The sequence below is a fragment of the Thermus sp. H19.2 genome, assembly GCF_054979525.1.
In genome coordinates this window covers 226,208-249,347 of the sequence record NZ_JBUFDB010000002.1, presented here as the reverse complement: position 1 = coordinate 249,347, position 23,140 = coordinate 226,208, and the positions used below count along the sequence as shown (strand labels likewise).

Below are 23,140 nucleotides of genomic sequence, written 5' to 3'. Positions count from 1 at the left end.
AGGATGAAGAGGAAAGGGTTGGTTCCGGCTCTGGTTGCGGCGGCCCTGGCTCTGGCCAGCGGCCACGGGACCCACGAGGGGGAGAAGGTCTTCACCCGGGTGGCGGTGGCCGACGGGGAGAGGCCCTTGGTCCTGGTCCTGGACCAGGAGGGGCGGGAGCTCGGGCGCTTCACCGTGCCCTCTCCCGCCTCCCTCTACTCCCTTCCCGGGGGGCAGTACGTCCTCATGGTGCATAGGGAGGGAAACGCCTTGGGCTTCCTCTACGGAGGCTTCGCCCTGGAGGACCACGGGGAGCACCAGGACGTGAAGGAGGAGAACCCCTACGTGGCGGCCACCCTGCGCACCGGGCCCAGGCCCACCCACCCCTTCGCGGGGTGGCCCTGGCTTGCGGTCTTCCACGATGGGGACGGGAGCGTGGCCCTCTTTGACCTCCGCCGCCTCGAGGTGGACTTCACCCCTAGGCTCGTTCCCACCGGGGGGGCGGACCACGGGGCCGTGGCTCTCCTGGGAGAGACCCTGCTGGTGGGGGGGCTGGAGCGGGGCCGGGTGGAGGCCTACACCCTGGGCGGGACCCGGGTCCTCGCCCTTCCCCAGGTTTGCCCGAGGCTCCACGGGGAGGCGGTGCTGGGGGACGTGGCCGCCTTCGGCTGCGCCGACGGGGTCCTCCTGGTGGAAAAGCGGGGGCGGGGCCTTTCGGGCCGGAAGCTCCCCTACCCCCAGGGGACCCCGGAGGGGGTGCGGGTAGGGACCCTGGCCTCCCACCCTCAGTGGCCCTTCCTGGTGGGTAGCTTCGGCCAGGGGCTTCTCCTGGTTCACCCCGGGGAGGGCCGCCTCCAGCCCCTTCCCCTCCCGGCAAGGCCCCTCAGGTTCGCCTTCGGTCCCGAGGGGGAAGCCCTCTACGTCCTCACGGAGGACGGGCGCTTCCACCGGCTGGACAAGACGGGAAAGGTGGCGGGGAGCCTCGAGGCCGTGAGCCCCCTGGCCCAAGGGGCCCCCACCCCGGGCCTCGCCGTGGGCCACGGGCTGGCCTTCCTCGCGGACCCCGCTCGGGGAGAGGTGGTGCGGGTGGACCTGGAGGAATTCCAGGTCACCGGGCGGTTCCCCGTGGGGGGTAAGCCCACGAGGGTGGCCCTCTTCCAGGTGGAAGGGGTGAAGCACTAAGTACCCCACTCGCAGGCCACGGGGCGGTGTCCACCGCCCCACTTTATTGACAAAAACATGAGAACCTGTTATCGTTAAGTTTGCAAAGGAGGTGCATCGTGCGCGTGGCCTACATACTGGCAAGCCCGCGGGCCGCAAGCCACAAGCTGGGGCAGATGATCCTGCCCCAACTGGAGGCCGGGGTCCACGGGGTGGAGGTGGCGGGGATCTTCTTCTTTGACGACAACACCATGATCCTGCAGAAGGGCAACCCCCTCGGGGAGAGGCTCGCCAAGGTGGCCAAGGAGAAGGGGATGCTCCTTATGATGTGCGATCTTTGCGCCCTGGAGCGGGGCCTCGCCCAGGGGGAGCCCCGCTGGTGCACCCCAGAAGGGGAGGGGCGCACCACCCCCGGGGACTGCCGGACGGCGGCCCACGTGGTGGAGGGGGTGGAGGTGGGGTGCTTCCCCGACCTGTACCGTGCCCTCGAGGGCAAGGTGGACCAGGTGATCACCCTCTGAGCCCCCCGGAGCGCACCGATGCGCGCTTTACTTGACCGAGCGAAGGTGTGCGCCCTCGAGGCGCACGAGGGCCTGCTCTTGTAGCCGGAGGGAGGGCTTTTGGACTCCAGAGTCCCCGTGACCCTTATAACCGGTTTCCGTGTACTTGGCGACGGCGCAGGTGTGCCCTAGGCCACGAACCCCGGTGCCCTCTGCCGCCCACCGCCGGAGAGGCAGGTCATCGGGTGCGATGAAGCAGAGGCTGCAAAGCCCGTGCGCGCGCCGGCTGACCGGGTTCTGACACTTCCCGGCCAAGCTAGGGGCGTGGACGTGCGGCTTGCCGTGCCCCTGTCGCAGGTGGGGGGGTTACTCTCCCGCCTGGATGCCTTGGGTCTAGGGGCCGAGGTCTATATGGAGCCCGCCCTCCTGGAGGAGGACGCCCTCTTCGCGGACCTGGCGGGGCGGCTTTCCCTTTCCTTATCGGCCCACCTCCCCTTCTGGAATCTGGACCTCCTCTCCCCGGACCCGGAGGTGCGGGGCCTTACCCTGAGGCGCCTCCTTTTCGGCCTGGACCGGGCGGCGGAGCTCGGGGCCGACCGGGCCGTGCTCCACTCCGGCATCCCCCACGGGCGCACCCCGGAAGAAGCCCTCTCCCGCGCCCTACCCCTGGCCGAGGCCCTGGGGCCCGTGGTGCGGCGGGCCCGCGCCCTGGGGATACGCCTTTTCCTGGAGAACACCCACGAACCCCACCCTGAGGCCCTCCGGGCCGTGCTGCAGGCCTACCCCGGGGAGCTCGGCTTCTGCTTTGACGCCGCCCACGCCCGGGTCTTCAGCCAGACTCCCGACCCCGGGCCTTGGCTTGCCCTCGGCCCCGAGCACCTTCACCTGAACGACACGGACGGGGTCTACGACCGCCACTGGGACGTGGGCCAGGGGGTGCTCCGCCACGAGGCTTGGCTCGGCCCCTACCTGGACCGGCCCCTGGTCCTGGAGGTGAGGGGAGGGCCGGAGGCCTCCCTCCGGGCCCTAGAGGAGATAGCGGGGAGGGGGGGCGTTCCTGAGAGGAGGGAAGGGTGATTCGGGGCACATTTACCCTACGGGGGTAGGGTATAACCAAAAAGGGACAAAAGTCCCCACGTTAAAGGAGGAATCCATGAAGCGCATTATAGGACTACCCCTAGGATTGCTCCTCTTGGCCTTAGGCAGTGCCCAGGCCCAGGGCCTCTCCCTGGGCGAGCACCTGGTCCTGCGGGGCTACACCGGGCAAGCCTTTGGCAAGGCCATGGCCGAGGTCTTGGGCCTGAAGAGCGTCCACGTGCTCACCAACAACACCTCCATCTGTTCCGCCCTGGTGGGGGCCATGGGGGCGGGTTACCTGGACCCGGAGAACAAGCGGCGCATGGCGGTGACCGTCCTTTCCGCCCCCGCAGAGGTACCCCCCCTCTCCCCCAAGGAGGAGGCCGTGGCCCTTATCTACGGCGGTCAGGCCACCCCAGAGACCAACTACGGCCTCACCCTGGAGTCCCTGCGGGCCCTGGCCCAGGCGGACTACCCCGGGGCCATCTTCTTCCACCTCCGGGTCTGGGCCCCGGGCTTCGTAGCCAAGGCCGCCCAGGAGGACCCCAAGGTGGCCCAGTACCTGGCGGGCAAGGGCAACCTTTTCGCCGTGACCGTCGACCTCGGCGCCAAGGTGGTGCGCCTGTGGCAGGTGGCGGTGAAGGACGGCAAGCAGAGCGCCGTGAAGGAGCTGGGCGCCATCCCCCTAAACCCCGCCTGGGAAGACCTACTTCGCCGCTCCCTCTGAAGGAGACCCGCTCCACCCCCCGGGGGCCCTCCCCCGGGGTTTGGGTTTTGGTACCGGGCGCTTCGGCCGGGGTCAGGCGCGGAGGCTCTTTCGGGCTTGCGCGGGATCGGGCTGGCGCCGGGCGGTATGACGCTTCCCTGACAGAGGTTCCATAGAGTATGGGCCGTATGGCTTTGGCCCTAAGCAGAAGCCGCCGAGGAGGAGGCACTTCCTTCGAAGTCCTCCCCTTCCTCCTCCCCGCCTACGGCCTCTTCCTCCTCTTCATGGTCTTCCCGGTGCTGGAGGCCCTTTGGCTTTCCCTGCACCGGGAGAACCTCTTCGGGCGGGGCCGGGAGTGGGCGGGGCTGGGGAACTACCTCGAGGCCCTCTCCCGCCCAGAGTTCTGGAAGAGCGCCCTCCTCACCCTGAAGTTCACCCTCATGGTGGCCCCCTTGGAGCTCCTCCTCGGCCTGCTGGCGGCCCTTCTGGTATGGCGCCCCTACCCCGGGGTAGCCCTCTTCCGCACCCTCTTCTTCCTCACCACCGCCGTGCCCACCGCCGTGGCGGCCGTGGCCTGGGGCTGGTTCCTCCACCCCGTGGGCGGCTGGGCCAACCAGGTCCTGAAGGCTCTGGGGCTTCCCCCCCAGCCCTGGCTCACCTCCCCCGAGCTCGCCCTTCCCACCCTGGCGGTGGTCACCGCCTGGGCGGGGGTGGGCTTCACCGCCATCCTCCTCACCGCCGGGCTCCAGGCCATCCCCGAGGAGGTCTTGGAGGCCGCCACCGTGGACGGGGCCGGGCCCCTCACCCGCTTCTTCCGCATCACCCTCCCCCTTCTTTCACCCACCCTCTTTCTGGTGGGCCTCCTCCTGGTCCTGAAAAGCCTCACCGCCTTCGGCCAGATCCACCTCCTCACCCGGGGCGGCCCGGCGGAAAGCTCCATGGTCCTCATCTACCGGGTTTACCAGGATGCCTTCTTCAACTTCCGGGTGCCCCTGGCGGCCGCCGAAGCCCTCCTCCTCTTCCTGGCCCTCCTCCTCCTCGCCGCCCTGCAGTTCTGGCTCCTCGGCCGGAGGGTGCACTATGCGTAGCCTGAAGCGGCTCCTCCCCACCTACCTCCTGGCGGGCGCCTACGCCTTCTTGCTGGTCCTCCCCCTCCTCACCCTCCTCTCCGCCAGCCTGCGGAGCGAGGCCGAGCTGTACGCCCCGGGCCTCCTTCCCTCGAACCCCACCCTTGAACCCTACCGGGAGGCCCTGACCAAGTACCCCCTTTCCCGCTTCCTCCTAAACAGCCTCCTGGTTTCCACGGCGGTGACCTTAGGGGTCCTGGCCACCAGCCTCCTCGCCGCCTACGCCCTCACCCGGATGCGTTTCCCCGGCCGGGAAGCCCTCTTCGGCCTGGCGGTGGCCCTGCTCCTGGTGCCGGGGGAAGCCACCTTTCTTCCCCTCTACCTCCTGGTGGACCGGCTGGGGTGGCTGGACACCTACCTGGCCCTCGCCGTACCCTTCCTGGCGAGCCCCCTCGGGGTCTTCCTCCTGAGGCAGTTTCTCAGGACCATTCCCGAGGACTACTTTGACGCCGCCCGCATCGACGGGGCGGGCCACTGGCAGATGCTCCGCCACCTGGCCCTGCCCCTCACCGCCCCGGCCCTGGGGGCCTTGGCCGCCCTCACCTTCATCGGCACCTGGAACATGTACCTCTGGCCCCTGGTGGTCACCAAAAGCCGGGAGATGCAGACCGCCCAGATCGCGGTGAACTTCATCCTCAACGAGGAGGTGGCCCGCTGGAACGTGGTGGCCGCGGGGGCCATCCTGGTCCTCCTACCCACCCTTTTGGCCTTCCTGCTCGCCCAGAAGGCCTTCGTTCGGGGCATCGCTCTGGGCGGGCTGAAGGGATAGGAGGTCGGTATGGCGAAACCCTGGCTCAAAGTAGGTCTGCTCTCGGCCCTCTTTCTAGGCGCGGCCCAGGCCCAGAAGGTCACCGTGGAGTTCTGGCACTCCATGGGCGGGGTCCTGGGGGAGGCCACGGAAGCCCTGGTGAAGGACTTCAACGCCAGCCAGAACCGGGTGCAGGTCAAGGCCCAATACGTGGGGAGCTACGACGACGGCATCAACAAGCTCTTGGCGGCCCTCCGGGCGGGCCGGGGCTACCCCCACGTGATCCAGGTCTACGACATCGGGGCCCGGATCATGGCGGATTCCGGGGCCGTGGTGCCCCTGGAGGACCTGGCCCGCAAAGACGGGTTCGACCTGGACCGCTTCCTGCCCCAGCCCCGCAACTACTATACCCTGGAGGGCAAGCTCTACGGCCTTCCCTTCAACTCCTCCAACCCCATCCTCTACTTCAACATGTCCGCCTTCCAGGAAGCGGGCATCCCATTCAAGCCCACCTGGACCCTGAAGGACCTGGAGGAGGCCGCCCGCAAGCTCACCAAGAAGGACGCCCAGGGGCGCACGGTGCGCTACGGGCTCTCCATCCCCGTTGACTCTTGGTTCGTGGAACAGATCTCCTACAACTCCGGGGAGTACTTCTGCAACAACGAAAACGGACGCAAGGCCCGGGCCACGGCGGTGGTCTTTGACAACCCCGCCGCCACCGCATTCCTGGACATGTACGCCCGGCTGGTGCGGGAGGGGGTGGCGGCCAACACCGGGCGCAACTGGGCGGACTCCCAGAGCCTCTTCGCCCAGGGGCAGGCGGCCATCGCCGCCTACTCCACGGCGAGCCTCACCGGGGTTCTGCGCCAGATCGGGAACCGGTTCCCGCTGCGCACCGCCTACTACCCTTACCTGAAGCAGCGCAACGGCGTGGCCATCGGCGGTGCGGCCCTCTACGTCCTGAAGGGTTTCCCCGAGGCGGAGATCCAGGCCGCATGGAGCTTCGTCCGCTTCCTCCTGGAGCCCAATACCCAGGCCAAGTGGCACCTGGCCACCGGGTACTTCCCCGTGGTGAAGGGGGTGGCGGAGCTCCCCGAGATACGCCAGGCCCACGTGCGCCAGCCCAACTACACCACGGCCATCCAGCAGCTGGCCACCAGCAAGGTGAACGCCGCCAGTGCGGGCTGCGTCATGGGTTCCTTCCCCGAGATCCGGCAGTACGTACAGGCAGCCTGGGAAGAGGTCCTCAAGGGGAAGCCCGCCGCGGAAGCCCTCAAGGAGGCTAAGGCCAAGGCGGACGCCGCCCTGGAGCGCTACAACCGGAGCGTGGCCGCCCGCTAGGGACCCCTGTGGGCCCCAGGGGCCCCCTTTGGATGCCCCCCATGCCGGCCTAGGTCAGCATGGGGGGTCTCGGTGCAAACGACCCACAAAGCCCCCATGCCTGGGCTTGGGCCGCTATGACCTCCTCCTGACGAAAGTCCCTTAGGGTGGGGGTATGCGGATCCTGGTGACCAACGACGACGGCATCTATAGCCCGGGCCTCTGGGCCCTGGCCGAGGCGGCGAGCCGGTTCGGGGAGGTCTTCGTGGCCGCCCCCGACACGGAGCAGAGCGCCACGGGCCACGCCATCACCATCGCCCACCCGGTGCGGGCCTACCCCCACCCCTCGCCCATCCAGGGCCCCCACTTCCCCGCCTACCGGGTGCGGGGTACCCCCGCCGACTGCGTGGCCCTGGGCCTCCACCTCTTCGGCCCCTTGGACCTGGTCCTTTCCGGGGTGAACCTGGGGAGCAACCTGGGCCACGAGATCTGGCACTCGGGCACCGTGGCCGCCGCCAAGCAGGGGTATCTCTTCGGCCTCCCGGCGGCGGCCTTCAGCGTGCGGCTCAACGGGGAGGTCCCAGACTTCCAGGCCCTGCGCCCTTGGCTCCTCCGCACCCTGGAAACCCTCCTCCGGCTGGAGCGCCCCTTCCTGGTGAACGTCAACTTTCCCCTCAGGCCCAAGGGTTTCCTCTGGACCCGGCAGTCGGTGCGGGCCTACGAGGGGGTGGTGGTGCCGGGGGAGGACCCCATGGGCCGCCCGTTTTACTGGTTCGCCGCCAAGCCGGTGAGGGAGGCGGAGGAGGGCACGGACCGCTGGGCGGTGGACCAGGGCTTCATCGCCGCTACCCCCCTGCGGCTAGACCTCACGGACGAAAGCAGGCTCCAGCCTGCCCTGGCCCATGATTAGCGTCCTCGTCCCCACCCGGGGGAGGCCCGGCCTCCTCCGGGAAGCCCTCCGCTCCCTGAAGCGCCAGACCTTTCCCCTTTTTGAGGCGGTGGTGGTGGACGACGGGGAGGGGGAGGGCCTCGAGGTCGTGGCCTCCTCGGGAGACCCCCGCTTCCGGGCCTTCCCCAACCCCGGGCGGGGCCAGGTGGAGGCGCGGCAAAAGGCCCTGGAAGTGGCCCGGGGGGAAGCGGTCCTTTTCCTGGACGACGACGACCTCCTCCTGGACCCCGCCTACCTTTACCGGGTCTGGCGGGTCCTCTCCCGGGAGGAGGCGGTGGTCTACGGGGAGGGGGTGCTCCTCCTCCCCGAGGGCGAGGTGCCCTTCCGCCCTGGTCCCATGGGGGAGGAACTCCTGCGGGACAACCGCCTCCTCGCCTCGGGCACCGCTCTCCGGAAGAAAACCCTTTTGGACCTGGGAGGCCTGGACCCGGGGATGGGGGACTACTGGGACTGGGACCTCTGGCTCAGGGCCTACCGGGCGGGGCTTCCCTTCCGCTACCTCCGGGGGCGGAACCTGGGGGTGAGGGTCCACGGGGCCAACCAGAGCTACGGGGCCCGGCGGGAGGAGCGGGCCTTTTACCTGGAGAGGCTACGGGCCAAGCACGGCCTCGGCCCCCTGGCCCTCAAGGACCACCTTTCCCTGGCCCTGGCGGACCTCGGCGCCGGGGGTGGTTGAAAAAGGCTCGGGCCCCCGGAGCTACCTCCAGGCGGTACGCCCCGAGAGGGGCCAAGGGCTTAGGGCAGGCTCGGTCATCTCCAACGGGCCAGGGGGGTGCCCCTCCAGCAGTCTTCGGACCCTCATGCGCCCACCCTAGCTCCCTGGAGACCTCGTAGCCTTTAACCTTCAGCGAAGCCTTTCCCCAAGCCGCACCAGCCAAAGCCGGTTGGGGCCTTCCTTGCCGGTGATGGCGAAGTCGTTGTCGTCCATGAGGGCCAGGGTCTGGCCGTCCTCCAGAAGGGTCAGGCCCTCCAGCTTGTCCGTGTCCACCCCGGGAAGCCGCCAGGTCTCCAGGAGGAGCCGCCTCTCGGGAAGGGCGATGCCCTTGGCGGCGTAGTCCACTCCGGCCTTGTCCAGCTCGGGGCTTTCCCCCTCGGGGTGGTCCAGGAGGTTGGTGGCCCGGGAGAAGTCCACCAAGAAGACCCGGGCCCCGCCCTCGGCCCGCTCTAGGAGGAGGACCTCTTCGTCTTTGAGCCAGACGGCGGCGCTGTACTTCAGGTCCCGTGGGCGGTTGGGCTTGGGGTAGGCCCCGGGGTCGGAGAAGGGGACCAGGTACATTCCCGTTACCCGTGCCCGGAAGGGATCGGAGACGTCCAGCCGCACCGCCCGGGCCACCAGGCTCTGGTCAAAACCGGAGTCGGAGGTGGGGCCGATGGGGCTTTGTAGGACGATCCAGGCGGTCCTGCCGTCCCCCGAGAGGGCCAGGTTCTCCAGGCCCCGGTTGTTGCGCCTGAGGGCCAGGATGGCGGGGAGAAGGTCGCGGGTGGGGTAGCTGGTGTTCAGGCGCACCCCCTTCGGGGTGTAGCGCATGAGGATGCGGCCCTGGGAGTCGGCGTAGACCAGGGAGGGGGAGTTCTCCTCCACCAGCCAGAAGTCCCCAGAAGGGGTGACGGCCACGTCCTCCGTGTCCAGACCGTCGGGGTCCAGGGGAAGCCTTTCCCGGCAGGCCTTGTCGGCGAAGGGGATGTCCTCCCCGGGACGGTTGGGGAGGCCGGTGATGGGCTTGCCCCCCAGGTTCCTGAGGGGGAGGGCCTTTTCCAGGCGGAGGGCCTCCCCCTCGAGGCGGAAGAAGGCCAGGGTGGGGGCGAAGCGGGGCAGGGGGAAGAACTTGCCCCCGGGGCAGTCCCCGTTGGGGCCGCGGTCGGTGAGGCCCACGAAGCGGCCGTTTCCCAGGTAAAAGAGCCCCGACCCTAGAGAGGGCCTTTCGGCGGTGGGCCAGCCCGCCTTCAGGGCCCCCTCCACCTCCTGGGGGGAGAGGAAGGGGTTTAGGGCCTGGATGGGGGTGGGGGGCAGGGTGTAGACCCCCACCAGGCGGGGTTCCTGGGCCTGGGCCAACCCAAGAGCTATAAAAGCCAAGGCGATCCTCTTCATACGGGGAAGCTTAGGGGAGCTCCGTCAGCCCAAGGTCAAGGGCGCGCAGGGCCCGGCGCCAGGCCTTCTCCCGCTCCTTTTCCACCTCCCGGAGGAAGGCCTGGGCCTCGAGGTCCCGCCCCCCGGCCAGGTAGGCCAGGAGGAAGTTGCGCAAGACCTCGAGGTCCCCGAAGGCCCCCAAGACCTCTTGCAAGCGCTTCTCCCCCTTAGCGGGAAACCCCAGGAGCTCCTTGGCGTAGCGCACCCGCCTCAGGGCCCGCCGGTAGGCGTGGAGGGCCTCGGGGGTGGGGCTACGGGCGAGCTCCCGGAAGCGCCGCGCGAGCCTCTCCTCCAGGCGCCCCAGGCGCGCCCGGGCCCGGGCCTCCTCCAGGGGGGGCAGGACCCCTAGGGCCCGCACCAGGGCGGGGAGCCAGGCCGACCGGAGAAGGGCCTCGAGCTCCTCCCGGGCCAGGCGGAGCTCCTCCCGAAGGTGGGCCCCAAACCCCTCGGGGAGGGGGCGGGAAAGGGCCACCTCCAGGTCCCTGACCCGGCCCGCCCCCCGCACCAGGAGGCGGAGGTCGTCCCGGAGCACCCGGAAGCCCAGGAGGTAGAGGTAGACCCCCAGGCGCCGCCCTACCACCCGCACCCCGTGCACCCCCTCCGGGTCCTCCCCGGAGAGGGCCAGGGGGAGGTGGCGGAGGAGTTGGTCCAGGAGAGGGGCCGGCCCCTTCACAACCGGAAGACCTTGGGGGGGAGGAGGGCCCTCAGGGCCATGCCCCCCGGCCTCGGGGTCCCCTCCAGCCAGGCCACACCCCCCTTCTTGAGGAGGAAGCGCCCCTCCGCCCCCAGGAGGGCCGACTCCCCCAGGAAGTCCCCGAAGAGGAGCCAAGCCAGGAGGGCGGAGAGGTAGGGCTCGTGCCCCACCAGGGCCACCCGCCCTTCTTTGGGGATCTCCTCCAGGAGGGCCTCGGAAGGAGGGGCGGCCAGGTGGGGGGTTACCCGGCTTTCCCCCTCCAGGAGGTCGGCCAAGAGCTCCGCCGTCTCCAGGGCCCGCCGCTTGGGGCTGGTGAGGAGGAAGGTGAACTCCACCCCCAGGGCCTCCAGGCCCCGCACCACCTTGCGGAAGCGGCGTACCCCCTTGGGGGCGAGGGGCCTGCGGTCGTCCGCCTCCTCCCCTTCTCCTTCCGGGGGCAGGGCCAGGGCGTGGCGCACCAAGAAGAGCTCCATGGGATTCATTCTATCCCGGCCAGACCACCTCCAGGGGAAGGCCGAAGGCTTCCTGGAAGAGCCCCCCCTGCTTTTCCGCCTCGAGGCGTTCCGCCCAGGGCTCCACCTCCGCCTCCAAGAGAAGCCTGGCCCTTTCCCCCACCTCCACCCGTACCCCCTTGACCCGGCCTGAGCGGGTGCGCTCCAGCATTTCCGCCAGGCGCAGGAGGGCGGCCAGGCGCTTGAGGCGCTTCCCGTCCCCCCTTTCCAGCAAGCCCCGGAAGGGGCCGGCCTCGGGGGTTCCCCGGCGGTGGTAGCGCACCAGGAGGGCCAGGAGGGCCTGCTCCCGGTGGGAAAACCCGAAGAGGGCCTCGGAAAGCACCAGGTAAGCCCCGTGCTTGTGGTGGTCGTGGTAGCCGATGTGCATGCCGATGTCGTGCAGGTGGGCGGCCTCCAGGAGGAGCCTCTCTTCCTCCTCCCCGTAACCGTGGAGGGGCTTAAGGCCCCGGAAGAGGACCTGGGCCAGGGCCTTCACCCGGTCCCGGTGGGCCTCGGGAAAGGGGTAGCGCAGGAAGAGGTTCTCCACGGCGAAGGCCCGGGGGTCCGGGAGGAGGTGGGGCTCGGGAAGGAGGCGGGTGAAGAGCGCCCCCTCGCGGATCCCCACCCCGCTCACCCATAGCCCCAGGGCGCGGAGGCGGCGGAGGAGGACCCGGAGGAAGGCCAGGGTGGCGGGCAGGGTGTGGGCCCGGTCCGGCTGGAGGCCGGGAAGCTCCCGGCGCGCCCTCAGGGGCAGGGCGAGGAGGTCCTCGGCCAGAGCCTCCACCGCTTCCTTTGGGAGGTAGTAGCCATGGATCAGGTCCAAGGGGTACCCCCGGCGCTTCTGGTGGAGGCGGGCCACGGCCCTGAGGTTCCCCCCGAGGCCCACCAGGGGCAGGCCCCCCTCCAGGGGGAGGGCCTTCAGCTGCCCCTCCACCGCCCGCTCCAGGGCCCGGACCTCCTCCTTCTTGGGAGGCTCCGAGGGGAGGAAGGCCTCGGTGAGCCGGAGGGCCCCCAGGGGGAGGGCCCGGCCCCAGCGGAAGCGGCGCCCCTCCATGAGGGAGACCTGGGCGCTCCCCCCTCCCTGGTCCACCACCAGGGCCTCCTCCAGGGGAAGGGCATTGGCCACCGCCAGAACCCCGAGCCGGGCCTCCTCCTCCCCGGTGAGGACCCTGGGGGCGAGGCCCAGGCGGAAGGCCTCCTCCACCACGGCCTGCCCGTTTTCGGCGTCCCGCACGGCGCTGGTGGCCAGGACCAAGGTCTCCTCCGGGGCCAGGGCCTGGAGGAAGTCGGCGAAGGCCCTCAGGGCTTTCTTTCCCCTTTCCAGCGCCCCCTCGGCGATCCTTCCCCGGGAAAGCCCCTCCCCCAGGGCCACCGCCTCCCGGAGCTCGTCCAGAAGCTGGAAGGACCGCCCGGGCCCGTAGCCGAAGAGCACCAGGCGGAAGGTGCCCGAGCCCAGGTCCAGCACCGCAAGCCTCCGGGCCCTGACCGCCTCCTGACTTTCTCCTGAGATAACCTGGAGCAAATGCACCTCCTGCCCGAGCAGAGCTGGCTCCAGTTTAACCGCAGGGTGCTCCTCCAGACGGAGCGCCCCGACTTCCCCCTCCTGGAGAGGATGCGCTTTCTCGCCATATGGAACCGCAACCTGGACGAGTTCTTCGCCGCCCGCATCGCCAAACCCTTCCTGCAGGCCCGGGGAAGCCTCGAGCACCTGGCCCTCCTGGAAGAGGCCAAGGCCCAGGCCCGCCTGGCCCAGGAGCGCTACCGGGGCCTTCTGGAGGAAGCCTCCCCCCGTCTTCGGGTGCTGAATCCCGGGGAGCTGGACGAGCTGGACTGGCTCTACTTCCGGGTCTACCTGGCGGAGGTGGTGGCCCCCAAGACGGACCTTATCCCCTGGGAGGCGGCCTACGACCTCAGCCACGGGGCCCTCTACCTCGCCTCGGAGGAACACCTGGTACGCCTCCCCCAGGATCTCCCCCGCCTCCTGCCCGTCCCGGGGCGGGAGGGCACCTACGTGCGCCTGGGGGCCCTCATGCGGGCCAGGAGCGACCTCTTCCTGCCGGAGGCGGCTCCCCTTTACGAGCTCCGGGTCCTGAGGCTTTTGGAAAGCGAGCGGGCCCGGGCGGACTGGGACGAGCTTGCGGAGAGCCTCGAGGCCCGCCAGGAGGGCACCCCCACCTTTTTGCTTTTGGAGGAGGGCTTCCCGGCCGCGTGGCTCTCCCGGCTCCGGGAGGCCCTGGGCCTCCTGGAAGCCGAGGTCCTCACCCTCCCTCCGCCTCTGAACCTGGCCCTGGTGGACCGCCTGGTGGCCGAGGGGCCCCCCGAGTGGCGCTTCTCCCCCTTGCGCCCCGCGAGGCCCAGGGCCTTCTTCAAAAACCCCCTGGGCCGCCTCGGGAAGGGGGACCTCCTCCTCTACCACCCCTGCGAGGACTACGCCGCCGTGGAGCGCTTCGCCGAGGCCGCCCTGGCCCCTGAGGTGGAGGAGGTCTGGGCCACCCTCTACCGCACCGGGGAGGAAAACCCCTTGGCCGAGGCCCTGATCCGGGCGGCCCGGGTGGGCAAGCGGGTCCACGTCCTTCTGGAGGGCCGGGCCCGGTTCGACGAGCTCCTGAACCTTTCCTGGTACCTGCGCTTCCTGCGGGCGGGGGTGCGGGTCCTGCCGCTTCCCGAGCGGAAGGTCCACGCCAAGGCCCTCCTCCTCCTCACCCGCGAGGGGGGGTACGCCCACCTGGGCACGGGCAACTACAACCCGCAAAACGGCCGCCAGTACACGGACTTTTCCCTGTTCACCGCCCGGGATGAGGTGGTGGAGGAGGTGCGGCGCTTCTTCTCGGCCATGGCCCAGGGGGAGGCGCCGGAGCTACGCCTCCTGGCCACGGGAGAAGCCATCCGAAAGCGCCTCCTGGAGGGCATCCAGGGGGAAGCGCACCCCGAGGGGCGGATCCTCTTCAAGTTCAACCACCTCACCGATCCCCAGGTGCTGCGAGCCCTGGCCGAGGCGGCGGAAAAGGGGGCCCGGGTGGACCTCCTGGTGCGGAGCACCCTCACCCTCCTCCATCCCCGCTTCCGTGCCCGAAGCCTGGTGGGTCGCTTCCTGGAGCACGCCCGGGTGGCGGCTTTCCGGAGCGGGGGGAAGTGGCGGGTCTACCTCACCAGCGCCGACGCCATGCCCCGAAACTTCCAGAACCGTTTTGAGCTCCTCTTTCCCGTGCTGGACAAGGAGGCAAAGGGCAAGGTCCTGCGGGCTCTGAGGCGGCAGCTCAAGGACGGGCGGAACGCCTTCCTCCTCACCCCGGAGGGAATGGAGCCCCTGTGGGGTGGGAAAAGGGACGGGCAGGGGTGCCGGCGGGGATGACTTTCTCCTGACAGGCAGGGCGTACACCGTAAGCGTGCGAGCCTGGGCTCTTCTCCTTCCCACGGCCCTTTTCCTCCTGGCCTTCACTTACCTCCCCGCCCTCCGGGTAGCCGTGGAGGGCCTTTCGGCCCTTTCCAGCCTTCTCGCCCCGGAGAACCTGAACGCCCTCCGGGTGGCCCTTCTCTACACCTTCCTCACCGTGCCCCTTTCCATACTCCTGGGCCTCTTGGCCGCCTTGGCCCTAGGGGGGAGAGGCTTCCTGCGGCAAGCCTTGCGGGCCCTGGTCTTCCACCCGGTGCTCTTGCCCACGGTGGCCTTCGCTGCCGTCTTCCTCTACCTCTTAAACCCCCTAGGGCCCTTAAGGGGACTCCTCCAGGCCGTAGGCCTGCAGAATCCCTTGGGGGACCCCCTGGGAGCCTTCCTCGCCGTGGTACTGGTGGGGGTTCTAAAGGATGCGGGGCTTTACATGCTCTACTACCTGGCCGGCCTCCAGAACCTGCCCAAAGAGCTCCTGGACGCTGCCCAGGTGGATGGGGCGGACCGGGTGGCCACCTTCCTAAAGGTCACCTGGCCTCTTCTCAGCCCCACCACCTTCTTCGTGGGGGTGATGGCGGCCCTAGGGGCCTTGCGCAACGTAGACCACATCTTCGTACTCACCAAGGGAGGCCCCGTGGGGGCCACGGACCACCTCCTCTACCGGGTCTACACACTGGGCTTCGAGTACTTTGACTTCCCCGCGGCCTCGGCCTTGAGCCTCGCCCTACTCGCCTTCCTCACCCTCCTCGCCCTCCTGGCCCTGCCCCGCCTGGAAGGGAGGGTGCACTATGACGCTTAGGGGGATGAGCCGCCTGGCGGGGCGCTTGAGAGGAGGGCGCCTTGGAGTAGCGGGGCACGTCCTCCGCGACCTTCCTGCCCTCCTGGTGGCCCTTCCTTTCCTTGCCTTGGCGGGCTTCACCCTCCTTGCAGCCTTCACCCCCACGGAAAGCCTCAACCGGGGGGAGATCGGCCCACCTACCTTGGAAAACCTCATGCTGGCGTGGGCCTCCGCCGACTTTCCGAGGCTTTATCTGAACACTGCCCTCTTCGCCCTTGGGCTCCTTGGGGTACAGTTTTTCACCGTCACCACCGCGGGCTTCGCCCTGGCCCAGCTGGGGGCGCGGGGGAACAACCTGGCCTTTTACCTGGTCCTCCTGCAGCTCTTCTTGCCCCCTTCGGCCCTTATCCTGCCCAACTTCCTCACCCTGAAGGTCCTGGGGCTCACAGACTCCCTGGTGGGTCTGGCCCTTCCCTACGTGGCCTCGGCCACGGGAGCCTTTCTACTGCGGCAAGGGTTCCGGCAGATCCCTAGGGAGCTGGTGGAGGCGGCCGTGGTGGATGGAGCCAGCCCCTGGCAGGTCCTCACCCGGGTCCTCCTCCCCTTGGTCCGGCCCCATCTCGCCGCTTTCGGCCTGGTAAGCCTGGTCTACCACTGGAACGAGTTTCTTTGGCCCCTTGTGGTCCTGCAGAGTCCGGAGAAGCGGGTCCTTTCCTTGGGCTTCGCGAGCTTTGCCCGCTCCGCCGAAAGCGGCATGGAGTGGGGGCTGATCGCGGCGGGAGCCCTTTTGGTGGGCCTTCCCGTCCTTCTCGCTTTTTCCCTCTTCCAGAGGGCCTTCTTGGAGTCCTTCGCCCGGAGCGGGCTGAAGGGATGAAGGAGGTGTAGGTATGCGGAACCTGTGGAGAACGTGGATTTGGGTAGGCCTGCTAAGCCTTGGTTGGGCCCTGGGCCAGAAGACCACCATCACCTTTTACTACCCGGTAGGGGTCGCGGGGCCCCTCGCCCGCTTCATCGAGGGCTACGTGGCGGAGTTTGAGAGGCAGAACCCCGACATAGAGGTGAAGACGGTCTTCGGCGGGAGCTACGAGGAGAACCAGGCCAAAGTGGTGGCGGCCATCAAGGCGGGCACCCCTCCCGACACGGCCATCCTCCTCTCCCAGCAACTCTTCACCCTGCTCTCCATGGGCGCCATTGAGCCCTTTGATCCCTACATCGCCAAGGACCCCGAGCTCAAGCGGGCGGTGGCCGACTTCTTCCCCGCCTTCATGATGAACTCAACCCTGGACGGGAAGGTCTACAGCCTGCCTTTTCAGCGCTCCACCCCCATCCTCTACTACAACAAGGAGGCCTTCAAAGAAGCCGGTCTAGACCCCGAAAAGCCCCCCGCCACCTGGGACGAGCTAGTGGAGTACGCCAGGAAGCTCACCAAGCGCGACCCGCAGGGGAGGGTAGTGCGGTACGGCCTGGCCATCCCCACAGAAGACCGCTCCACCTGGCTCCTGGAGGGGCTGGCGATCCAGGCGGGAGGCCTGCTCTACGACCCCCAAGGGAGGGGATGCAAGGTCTTGGTGAACACGGAGCCCGTGCGGCAGGCCATGCAGTTCAAGCGGGACCTGGCCGCGGTGCATAAGGTGAGCCCTGAGGGGGTCATCGCCTGGGGTACCACCCCCGGGGACTTCGCCGCAGGGAAGGTGGCCATGATCTACCACTCCACGGGCTCCCTGGGATTCATCCGCAACAACGCCCGCTTCCCCTTCGGCACCGCCTTCCAGCCCAAAAAGGTGCGCTTTGGGGTGCCCACGGGCGGGGCCAACTTCTACCTCTTCAAGGGCTCGGATCCGAGCAGACGGGAGGCCACCCTCCGGTTTATAAAGTTCATGGTGAGCCCTGAACTCCAGGCCCGCTGGAGCGTGGACTCGGGCTACGTGGCGGCCAGGAGGAGCAGCTGGAACCTGCCCATCATGAAGGAGTACGTGGCCAAGTGGCCCCAGGCCCTCACCGCTCGGGAGCAGCTGGCCTACGCCAAAGCGGAGCTCCCCGTCTACAACCTCCAGCAGGTGAAAGACATCATTGCCGAGGCAGAACAGGCCGTGGTCTTGGGACGGAAGAACGTGCGCGAGGCCACGAGGGAGGCCCAGGCCCGGGTGGACCAGGCCCTGGCCCCCTTCTGCGGGCGGTAGGGGAGGAAGGGAGCGCCCCGGGGATCTGGGGTGCCTCTGACGGTTTCTTGACAGGAAAAGGGTAGCCTGCCGGTGTATGCGTAGCAAGGCGTTCTCTTTGTTCCTCCTTTCCGGGCTGGGCCTGGCCCAGGGAAGCCTTACCCTCTACACCTCGGAGGTTTTGGCGGACGTCAATGCCCTGGTGCAGGCCTTCCAGCGGCAAAACCCAGGGGTGGAGATCAGGGTCTTTCGCTCGGGAACCGGGGAGGTGGTCGCTAAGATCCGGGCCGAGCTGGAGGCCGGGAATCCCCAGCCGGACCTCCTCTGGTTGGCCAACGAGGACTTTCTTAAGGAGTTGGGGGCCAAGGGTCAGCTTCGGCGGGTACCCCTCACCACCCCGGGCTATCCCGCCCAGTACGCCCCAGGCGGGGGGCTTTACTACGAGGTGCGCCTGCTCTACAACGTCTTTGGAGTCAATCGCCAAGTGGTGCGCCAACCGCCGAAGAGGTGGCAGGACTTGCTCCGCCCCGAGTATCGGGGGATGGTGGCCATGCCCGACCCCAATTTTTCCGGAGCCGCGCTGGCCACTGTGGGTACCCTGGCCTCCCGCCTGGGCTTTGACTATTTTGTCCGGCTGAGGGAAAACGGCCTCAAGATCGAGCAGTCCAATCCGGTGTTACAGCAGAAACTAGCCCGGGGCGAGTATGGAGTGAGCATCACCACCGACTTTGGCCTGCGGCAGGAGGCCGCCAAGGGGGCGCCCTTAGAGGTGGTCTATCCCAAAGACGGGGCTATCCTCGTGCCCACACCCATTGCCGTGGCTTCCTGGAGCAAGAACCCAGAGCTTGCGGGGCGCTTTCTTCGCTTCCTCCTCTCCCCCGAGGCCCAACGCATCTTCGCTGAGCGGGGCTATTACCCGGTGATGCCGGATGCGCCCAAGCCCAAGGGTGCGCCGGAGAAGGTGGTGGGTCTCCGGGCTCGCTTCGCCGACCCGGCTACCCTGGACCGCTTCAACCAGCTCATGGGCCTCCGGAGGTGACCATACGCGCGCTTTGGCCTTTGCCGATGACGGAAGCCCGCCCGCCCCGCTGTTTTGGATACTCGCTCCCCTCAGCCTGCTCCTGTCCCTGCCAATCGTGGTCCTGGCGGTGCACGGGGCTAGGCACTTGGTACAGGCCTTCGCGGCCTGGGATGTAGCCCTGGCAAGTCTTCTGCTAGCACTAGGGGGGACCCTACTGGTGCTAGGCTTGGCCTGGGTCCTGGCCTATCTGGCTCTCCTGGGCGGGGTAGGGCGTGGCCTCGAGGCCCTGCTCATGCTCTCGTTCTACATCCCACCCTTCGTTACCGGGATGGGCCTGCTCTTCACATTCCAGTCGCTGGGAAAACCGATCTACGGGGTACCTGGGATTCTCCTGGCTTGGGCGCTGCACTATACTCCCCTGGCCTACGCCCTACTTCGTCCCTCGCTGGAGTCCGTACTTCCCCTCCTCCGGGCAGCCCGAGCCCACGGGGTGGTGGGGATACGGCGGCTGCGGGTCCTGCTCCCGCCTCTTTTTCCGAGCTTTCTGTCCGTCGGGGGTGTGCTCTATCTAGCCCTACTGGGTAACTTCGGCGTTCCTGCAGTGCTTGGCTTGCCCGCGCGGATCTACACGCTCCCTACCCTAGCCTATGCCCGGTTGAATAGCCCCTTGAGCCAGGACCCGTTGGGAGAGGCTGCGGCCCTGGGCCTGGCGCTGGGGATTCTCGCTCTGCCCGCTCTCCTTCTACGGCCAAGGCCGCTGCTGGAGGCCGTTCCCAGGGAGGCTCTGGTCTCGAAACCCCTTTTCCGGCTAACTTTCGCCCTGTACGCGCTCCTGGCGTTGCTACTCAGCACCTGGGGCCTACTCCGGGAGGCCCTTCTGAATCCCTATAACGGAGGCTTCGAGCCTGCTTTTTGGGCCGCTTTGAACCTACCTCTGGTACAAAAAGGTCTGGGCAATTCCCTCCTGCTAGCGTTAGGGGCAGCCGCAGGGGTCACCCTGCTGGCCATGGCCCTACGCCCTTTTCCCCGCGCGCTACGCCAACTGCGGGCCACTTTGGACCTCCACTACACCCTTCCGGGTACCCTGCTGGGCCTGGGGCTGATCCTTCTCCTGGCCTCCACCCCCCTCTACGCCACCGTCTGGCTACTCCTTCTGGCCTATCTTCTCCACTTCGCAAGCCTCGCTTTGCGCTCTTTAGAGGCCGGGATTCGGGTGGAAGCCAAGGTGGTGGTGGCTCGAGTGCACGGCCTGTCCTTGGGGCGGGCCTGGTTCCGGGTGGGCTATCCGCTCCTCTTGCCCCAAGCTCGAGCCGCCTTCTTCTTAGTCTTTCCCTTGGCTTTTTCAGAGATCACCCTCTCCGCGTTGCTCTACGCCCCTGGAGCCGAGACCGTGGGCGTGGCGGTCCTGGGGGCCCTGAACGGGGGGTTGTACCGGGAGGCCGCGGCGGTGGGCCTTCTCCTCACCCTTCTCTCCACCCTGGCCCTCTTTACCCTAGGGGGCAGGAGATGGTAAGGCTGGAAGACCTCACCAAGGCCTTCGCTCCCGAGATGGGGGTCTTCGGGGTGAACCTGGAGGTGGCGCTGGGAGAGGTCTTGGTCCTCCTCGGGGCTTCGGGAAGCGGCAAGAGCACCCTCCTCAACTTGGTGGCGGGCCTCCTCATCCCCGACCGGGGCCGGGTCCTCATCGGCGGCCGGGAAGTAACCCGGCTTGACCCGGAAAGGAGAGGGGTAGCCTACGTCTTTCAGGATCTAGGCCTCTGGCCCCACCTCACCGCCTTAGAACACCTCCTTCTGGTGATGCCGAGGCCCGACCGTAGGGAGGCCCTGGCCCTTCTGGAGCGGGTAGGCCTCCTAGAACAAGCCGGGAAGAAGCCTGGGGCGCTTTCTGGCGGCCAGAGGCAACGGGTGGCCCTAGCCCGGGCCTTAGCCAGGAGACCCCAGGTGATCCTCATGGACGAGCCGTACAGCGCCCTGGACCCGGTGCTTCGGGAGAGGTTGCGCCTCGAGGTGCGGGCTCTTCTCAAGGCGGAAGGGGTCACCGTCCTCCACGTGACCCACGACCCCGAGGAGGCCATGCTTCTCGGGGACCGGGTGGGGGTGATGGCAGGGGGAAGGCTTCTGGAGGTGGGTTCCCCCAGGGAGCTTTACCAGAACCCCCGTTTCCTTACTACCTTTCTGGCCTTTGGCCGGGCAAACCTTCTTCCCGAGGGAGAAACCTTCCTCGCCTTCCGCTACGAGGAGGTAGACCCGCGAGGCTCCCTCCGCGCCCGGGTGCTGGAAAGGCGTGAGGTGCGGGGGGAGGTCCTCTGCCGCGTCTCCCTCCCCCAAGGGGAGGCCTGGGTGCGCCTCGAGGCCCACCCCGGTCAGGAGTTAGAGTTGGGCCTTCTCAAGCCCCGCCGTTTTCCTAGGGGCCTTGACAGCGGCCTGACAGGGGAGGGGTAGGGTTGGGTCCGGGAGGTGGTGAGCGTGAGAAGGGGCTTGAAGTGCTGCCCCAAATTTGGACCACCCCAAGAGAGAGGCTAAGGGGTGTAGTCTGAAGGGGTAGCGAGATGCGCAGGTGGTCAGCGAAGGAAAAGGTAAAAATTGTGTTGGAGGTCTTGTCGGGTCAAAGGACCGTGGCCGAAGCCTGCCGGGCTTATGGGGTGGCGGAGTCCCTCCTTTACCGCTGGCAACGAGAAGACAAGATAGCTTCGCTGACCATGGAGAACGCCCACGCCGCCTTCACCTCCGGCTGCGCGGAGCAGGAGGCCCGTATCCGCGAGCTGGAGCGCCTGGCGGGCCAGCTGGCCCTGGAGGTGGAGGTCCTAAAAAAAGCCTCGGGGCTCTACCGGCAAAGGAAAGGCGGGAGCTGGTGAAGGCCCTCAAGGTACGGGCTACGCCCGTGACCAAGGGAGCCTACCCCCTCCGCCTGCTTTCCCGGGTCCTCGGGGTGCCCCGGAGCACCCTCTACTACCGGCCCCAGGACCCCCCTCCCGAGGAGAGGGCCCTCCGGGAACGCCTGCGGGCCCTGGCGGAGGCCTGGCCCCGGTACGGCTACCGGCGCCTCACCGCCCTCCTGCGGGGGGAAGGTTTCCAGGTGGGAAAGAAGCGGGTGTGCTCCCTGATGCGGGAGGAGGGTCTGCTTCTTGCTCGGAAGCCTCCCCCTCCCAGGACCACCTCCCCAGGGGGCCTTCTCCCGGAAGGGGTGAAGAACCTCCTGCCGGGACTCGCGGTGACCCGCCCGCACCAGGTGTGGGTGGCGGACCTGAGCTACGTGGTCCTGGGGGAGGGGGTGGCCTACCTGGCGGTGGTGATGGACCTCCACACCCGGAAGGTGCTGGGGGTGGCCCTGGGGCCCAGGCTTTCCCAGGGGCTGACCCTGGGAGCGCTGGAGATGGCCTTGAGGGAGGGGTGTCCGGAGGTGCACCATTCGGACCGGGGGGTGCAGTACACCTCCAGGGCGTATGTGGAGCGGCTTTTGGGGCTAGGGGTGCGGCTCAGTTACGCGGGGACGGGGAGGCCTTGGGAGAACGGGCACGCGGAGCGGTTGATCCGGACGATCAAAGAGGAGTGGGTGGCGTTACGGGAGTATAGGACCTTGCAAGAGGCACGGACCTCGGTGGAGCGGTTTGTCTTCCAGGTGTACAACCGTAAGCGTCCTCACTCGGCCTTGGATTACATGACGCCCGAGGCCTTTTCGGAGAGCCTGTTGAAAGGGGGTGGGAGTCCTGACTTAAACTGACGGGTAAGGTGGTCCAAATTTAGGGCCGCAGTACACTCCAGGGCACTGAGGACGATGGGCAGGGGAGCTAAACCCTGGGCCGTCAGCCGAAGGCTAGGTTCCGGGTCATCCGCTTCACCTCCCCTGCCCGAGGGTCACGCGAAGCGTAGGTTCGGCTTTTTTAAGAGGGCGATCTCCCCTTCCTTACTTGCCGATGAGCTGCCCAAGCTACGCTGGCGCGTGACCCAGGTCGCGGATCTTTTTCTCCAGCTCCTTCCCAAGCTAGCCCTGACGGGCTGACCCTGGGTCTCGTTGGAGAAGAGGGTGGCTCCCTTTGCAAGCTACGCCCTGCGGGCGTGACCCATGAGCTCCGCCTTCCACTTCGTCACGGGCGGAGCCCGTAGCTTGCCGATGGTGTTGGGGTGGCTGCTTTGGCCGGAGGCCAAACACGTTCCCGTTGTAGATGCGGGCGAGCTCCACCAGGCTCTTTTCCCCCTTAACGGCCTCCAGAGCGGCTTGAGTCACGCCGAAGGCGTAGGTTCGCCCTTAACCTGTGGGGGTACCGCTTTGGGCTTCTTCATCCTGACCTCCCAGATGGGGTCATCCTGCATCAAAATCGGCGTCTAGTCTAGGGGGTCCACATCCGGAGCTCTTTCTGGTGCGCCACGCCCTAGCCGCGCCTCTCCCGGAAGGGGCCGGGGAGGAAGCGGATGCCACCAGGCCCCTGACGGCGAAGGGCATCCGGCGCTTCCGCAAGGTGGTGTGGGGCCTAAAGGCCTTGGGGGTGAGCCTGGACCTGGTCCTGACGAGCCCCAAGCGCCGGGCCCTGGAGACGGCGGAGCTTTTGGCCGAGCTCGCCAAGGGGGAGACCCGGGTCACGCCCCTCCTGGCCCAGCCCCCGGGGGAAGCGCTCCTGGCGGAGATCCCGAAGGAGGGCCGCGTGGCCCTGGTAGGGCACGAGCCCTACCTCACGGCCCTTCTGGCCCGGCTCCTCCTGGGCGACCTCCTGGGGGCCTCGGTGCAGGACTTCCTGGAGGGGCGCTTCCCCCTGAAGAAGGGCGGGGTCGCCTGGCTTGAGGGGAGGCCGGGGCCCGGGAGGATGGTCCTCAGGGCGCTCCTTCCGCCCGGGTTCTTCCGCCTCTAGGGGAAGGCCGCTCCGGGCCCGGGGTTGACGCCCTGGGGGGATGGGAGTACTCTATACCATAGAGGACTCT

At 68.1% G+C, this 23,140-nt stretch carries 22 protein-coding genes; 18 read left to right on the top strand and 4 right to left on the bottom strand.

The window, feature by feature from the left end; all coding sequences use genetic code 11:
* Positions 1-3: 3 nt before the first annotated feature.
* The 9 genes from ACY5J6_RS13545 (at position 4) to ACY5J6_RS13505 (ending at position 8,243) form a co-directional block, all read left to right on the top strand.
* Positions 4-1,161, top strand: coding sequence for a YncE family protein (locus ACY5J6_RS13545; RefSeq protein WP_462846652.1), 1,158 nt, complete (start codon positions 4-6; stop codon positions 1,159-1,161).
* Positions 1,162-1,259: 98 nt separating this feature from the next.
* Positions 1,260-1,661 carry a SaoD/DsrE family protein gene (locus ACY5J6_RS13540; RefSeq protein WP_462846651.1) on the top strand — a complete coding sequence of 134 codons (402 nt, stop codon included), beginning with the start codon at positions 1,260-1,262 and terminating at the stop codon, positions 1,659-1,661.
* Between the two features lie 303 nt (positions 1,662-1,964).
* A complete protein-coding gene (locus ACY5J6_RS13535) occupies positions 1,965-2,717 on the top strand; it encodes a sugar phosphate isomerase/epimerase family protein (RefSeq protein ID WP_462846650.1) in 753 nt (250 codons plus the stop codon).
* Between the two features lie 76 nt (positions 2,718-2,793).
* Positions 2,794-3,444 (top strand): hypothetical protein, encoded by a 651-nt coding sequence (locus ACY5J6_RS13530; RefSeq protein WP_462846649.1) that lies wholly within the window; start codon positions 2,794-2,796, stop codon positions 3,442-3,444.
* Between the two features lie 167 nt (positions 3,445-3,611).
* Positions 3,612-4,511: a carbohydrate ABC transporter permease gene (locus ACY5J6_RS13525; protein WP_462846648.1), complete on the top strand. Its 900-nt coding sequence runs from the start codon at positions 3,612-3,614 to the stop codon at positions 4,509-4,511.
* On the top strand, positions 4,504-5,319 hold the full coding sequence (locus ACY5J6_RS13520; protein WP_462846647.1) for a carbohydrate ABC transporter permease: 816 nt from the start codon (positions 4,504-4,506) through the stop codon (positions 5,317-5,319). The genes ACY5J6_RS13525 and ACY5J6_RS13520 overlap by 8 nt, the downstream gene beginning before the upstream one ends.
* Before the next feature lie 9 nt (positions 5,320-5,328).
* Complete coding sequence (locus tag ACY5J6_RS13515; protein ID WP_462846646.1) at positions 5,329-6,639, top strand: ABC transporter substrate-binding protein; 1,311 nt, start codon at positions 5,329-5,331, stop codon at positions 6,637-6,639.
* 154 nt (positions 6,640-6,793) lie between these two features.
* Positions 6,794-7,528: a 5'/3'-nucleotidase SurE gene (gene surE, locus ACY5J6_RS13510; protein WP_462846645.1), complete on the top strand. Its 735-nt coding sequence runs from the start codon at positions 6,794-6,796 to the stop codon at positions 7,526-7,528.
* Complete coding sequence (locus ACY5J6_RS13505) at positions 7,521-8,243, top strand: glycosyltransferase family 2 protein (RefSeq protein WP_462846644.1); 723 nt, start codon at positions 7,521-7,523, stop codon at positions 8,241-8,243. Before surE ends, ACY5J6_RS13505 begins: the two co-directional genes overlap by 8 nt.
* A 168-nt stretch (positions 8,244-8,411) precedes the next feature.
* On the opposite strand, the gene ACY5J6_RS13500 is transcribed toward ACY5J6_RS13505, so the two are convergent.
* The 4 genes from ACY5J6_RS13500 to ACY5J6_RS13485 are packed head-to-tail and all read right to left on the bottom strand — an operon-like array spanning position 8,412 to position 12,402.
* Positions 8,412-9,656 (bottom strand): esterase-like activity of phytase family protein, encoded by a 1,245-nt coding sequence (locus tag ACY5J6_RS13500; protein ID WP_462846643.1) that lies wholly within the window; start codon positions 9,654-9,656, stop codon positions 8,412-8,414.
* A gap of 10 nt (positions 9,657-9,666) precedes the next feature.
* Complete coding sequence (locus ACY5J6_RS13495) at positions 9,667-10,368, bottom strand: CHAD domain-containing protein (RefSeq protein ID WP_462846642.1); 702 nt, start codon at positions 10,366-10,368, stop codon at positions 9,667-9,669.
* Positions 10,365-10,862 carry a SixA phosphatase family protein gene (locus tag ACY5J6_RS13490; protein ID WP_462846641.1) on the bottom strand — a complete coding sequence of 166 codons (498 nt, stop codon included), beginning with the start codon at positions 10,860-10,862 and terminating at the stop codon, positions 10,365-10,367. The genes ACY5J6_RS13495 and ACY5J6_RS13490 overlap by 4 nt, the downstream gene beginning before the upstream one ends.
* Before the next feature lie 10 nt (positions 10,863-10,872).
* The gene (locus ACY5J6_RS13485) at positions 10,873-12,402 is read right to left on the bottom strand and encodes a Ppx/GppA phosphatase family protein (protein WP_462846640.1); all 1,530 of its coding nucleotides are present in this window, start codon (positions 12,400-12,402) and stop codon (positions 10,873-10,875) included.
* On the opposite strand from ACY5J6_RS13485, the gene ACY5J6_RS13480 reads away from it, so the two are divergent.
* The 9 genes from ACY5J6_RS13480 (at position 12,403) to ACY5J6_RS13440 (ending at position 23,070) form a co-directional block, all read left to right on the top strand.
* The gene (locus tag ACY5J6_RS13480) at positions 12,403-14,232 is read left to right on the top strand and encodes a polyphosphate kinase (protein ID WP_462846639.1); all 1,830 of its coding nucleotides are present in this window, start codon (positions 12,403-12,405) and stop codon (positions 14,230-14,232) included.
* A 34-nt stretch (positions 14,233-14,266) separates the two neighbouring features.
* The gene (locus ACY5J6_RS13475) at positions 14,267-15,067 is read left to right on the top strand and encodes a carbohydrate ABC transporter permease (RefSeq protein WP_462846638.1); all 801 of its coding nucleotides are present in this window, start codon (positions 14,267-14,269) and stop codon (positions 15,065-15,067) included.
* The gene (locus tag ACY5J6_RS13470; protein ID WP_462846637.1) at positions 15,057-15,920 is read left to right on the top strand and encodes a carbohydrate ABC transporter permease; all 864 of its coding nucleotides are present in this window, start codon (positions 15,057-15,059) and stop codon (positions 15,918-15,920) included. Before ACY5J6_RS13475 ends, ACY5J6_RS13470 begins: the two co-directional genes overlap by 11 nt.
* Positions 15,921-15,933: 13 nt before the next feature.
* Entirely contained in the window at positions 15,934-17,226 is a 1,293-nt protein-coding gene (locus ACY5J6_RS13465; RefSeq protein ID WP_462846636.1) for an ABC transporter substrate-binding protein, read from the top strand.
* Between the two features lie 76 nt (positions 17,227-17,302).
* Entirely contained in the window at positions 17,303-18,244 is a 942-nt protein-coding gene (locus ACY5J6_RS13460) for an ABC transporter substrate-binding protein (RefSeq protein ID WP_462846635.1), read from the top strand.
* 988 nt (positions 18,245-19,232) lie between these two features.
* Positions 19,233-19,739 carry a hypothetical protein gene (locus ACY5J6_RS13455; protein ID WP_462846633.1) on the top strand — a complete coding sequence of 169 codons (507 nt, stop codon included), beginning with the start codon at positions 19,233-19,235 and terminating at the stop codon, positions 19,737-19,739.
* Positions 19,733-20,668: an ABC transporter ATP-binding protein gene (locus tag ACY5J6_RS13450; protein ID WP_462846632.1), complete on the top strand. Its 936-nt coding sequence runs from the start codon at positions 19,733-19,735 to the stop codon at positions 20,666-20,668. Before ACY5J6_RS13455 ends, ACY5J6_RS13450 begins: the two co-directional genes overlap by 7 nt.
* A 107-nt stretch (positions 20,669-20,775) precedes the next feature.
* Positions 20,776-21,947, top strand: a protein-coding gene (locus ACY5J6_RS13445) for an IS3 family transposase (RefSeq protein ID WP_462844539.1) whose coding sequence is annotated in 2 segments (ribosomal slippage) — positions 20,776-21,031 and positions 21,031-21,947 — 1,173 coding nt in all. Because the reading frame shifts where the segments join, the coding sequence is not laid out codon by codon here.
* A 637-nt stretch (positions 21,948-22,584) separates the two neighbouring features.
* Entirely contained in the window at positions 22,585-23,070 is a 486-nt protein-coding gene (locus ACY5J6_RS13440) for a SixA phosphatase family protein (protein WP_462846631.1), read from the top strand.
* Positions 23,071-23,140 lie beyond the last annotated feature (70 nt).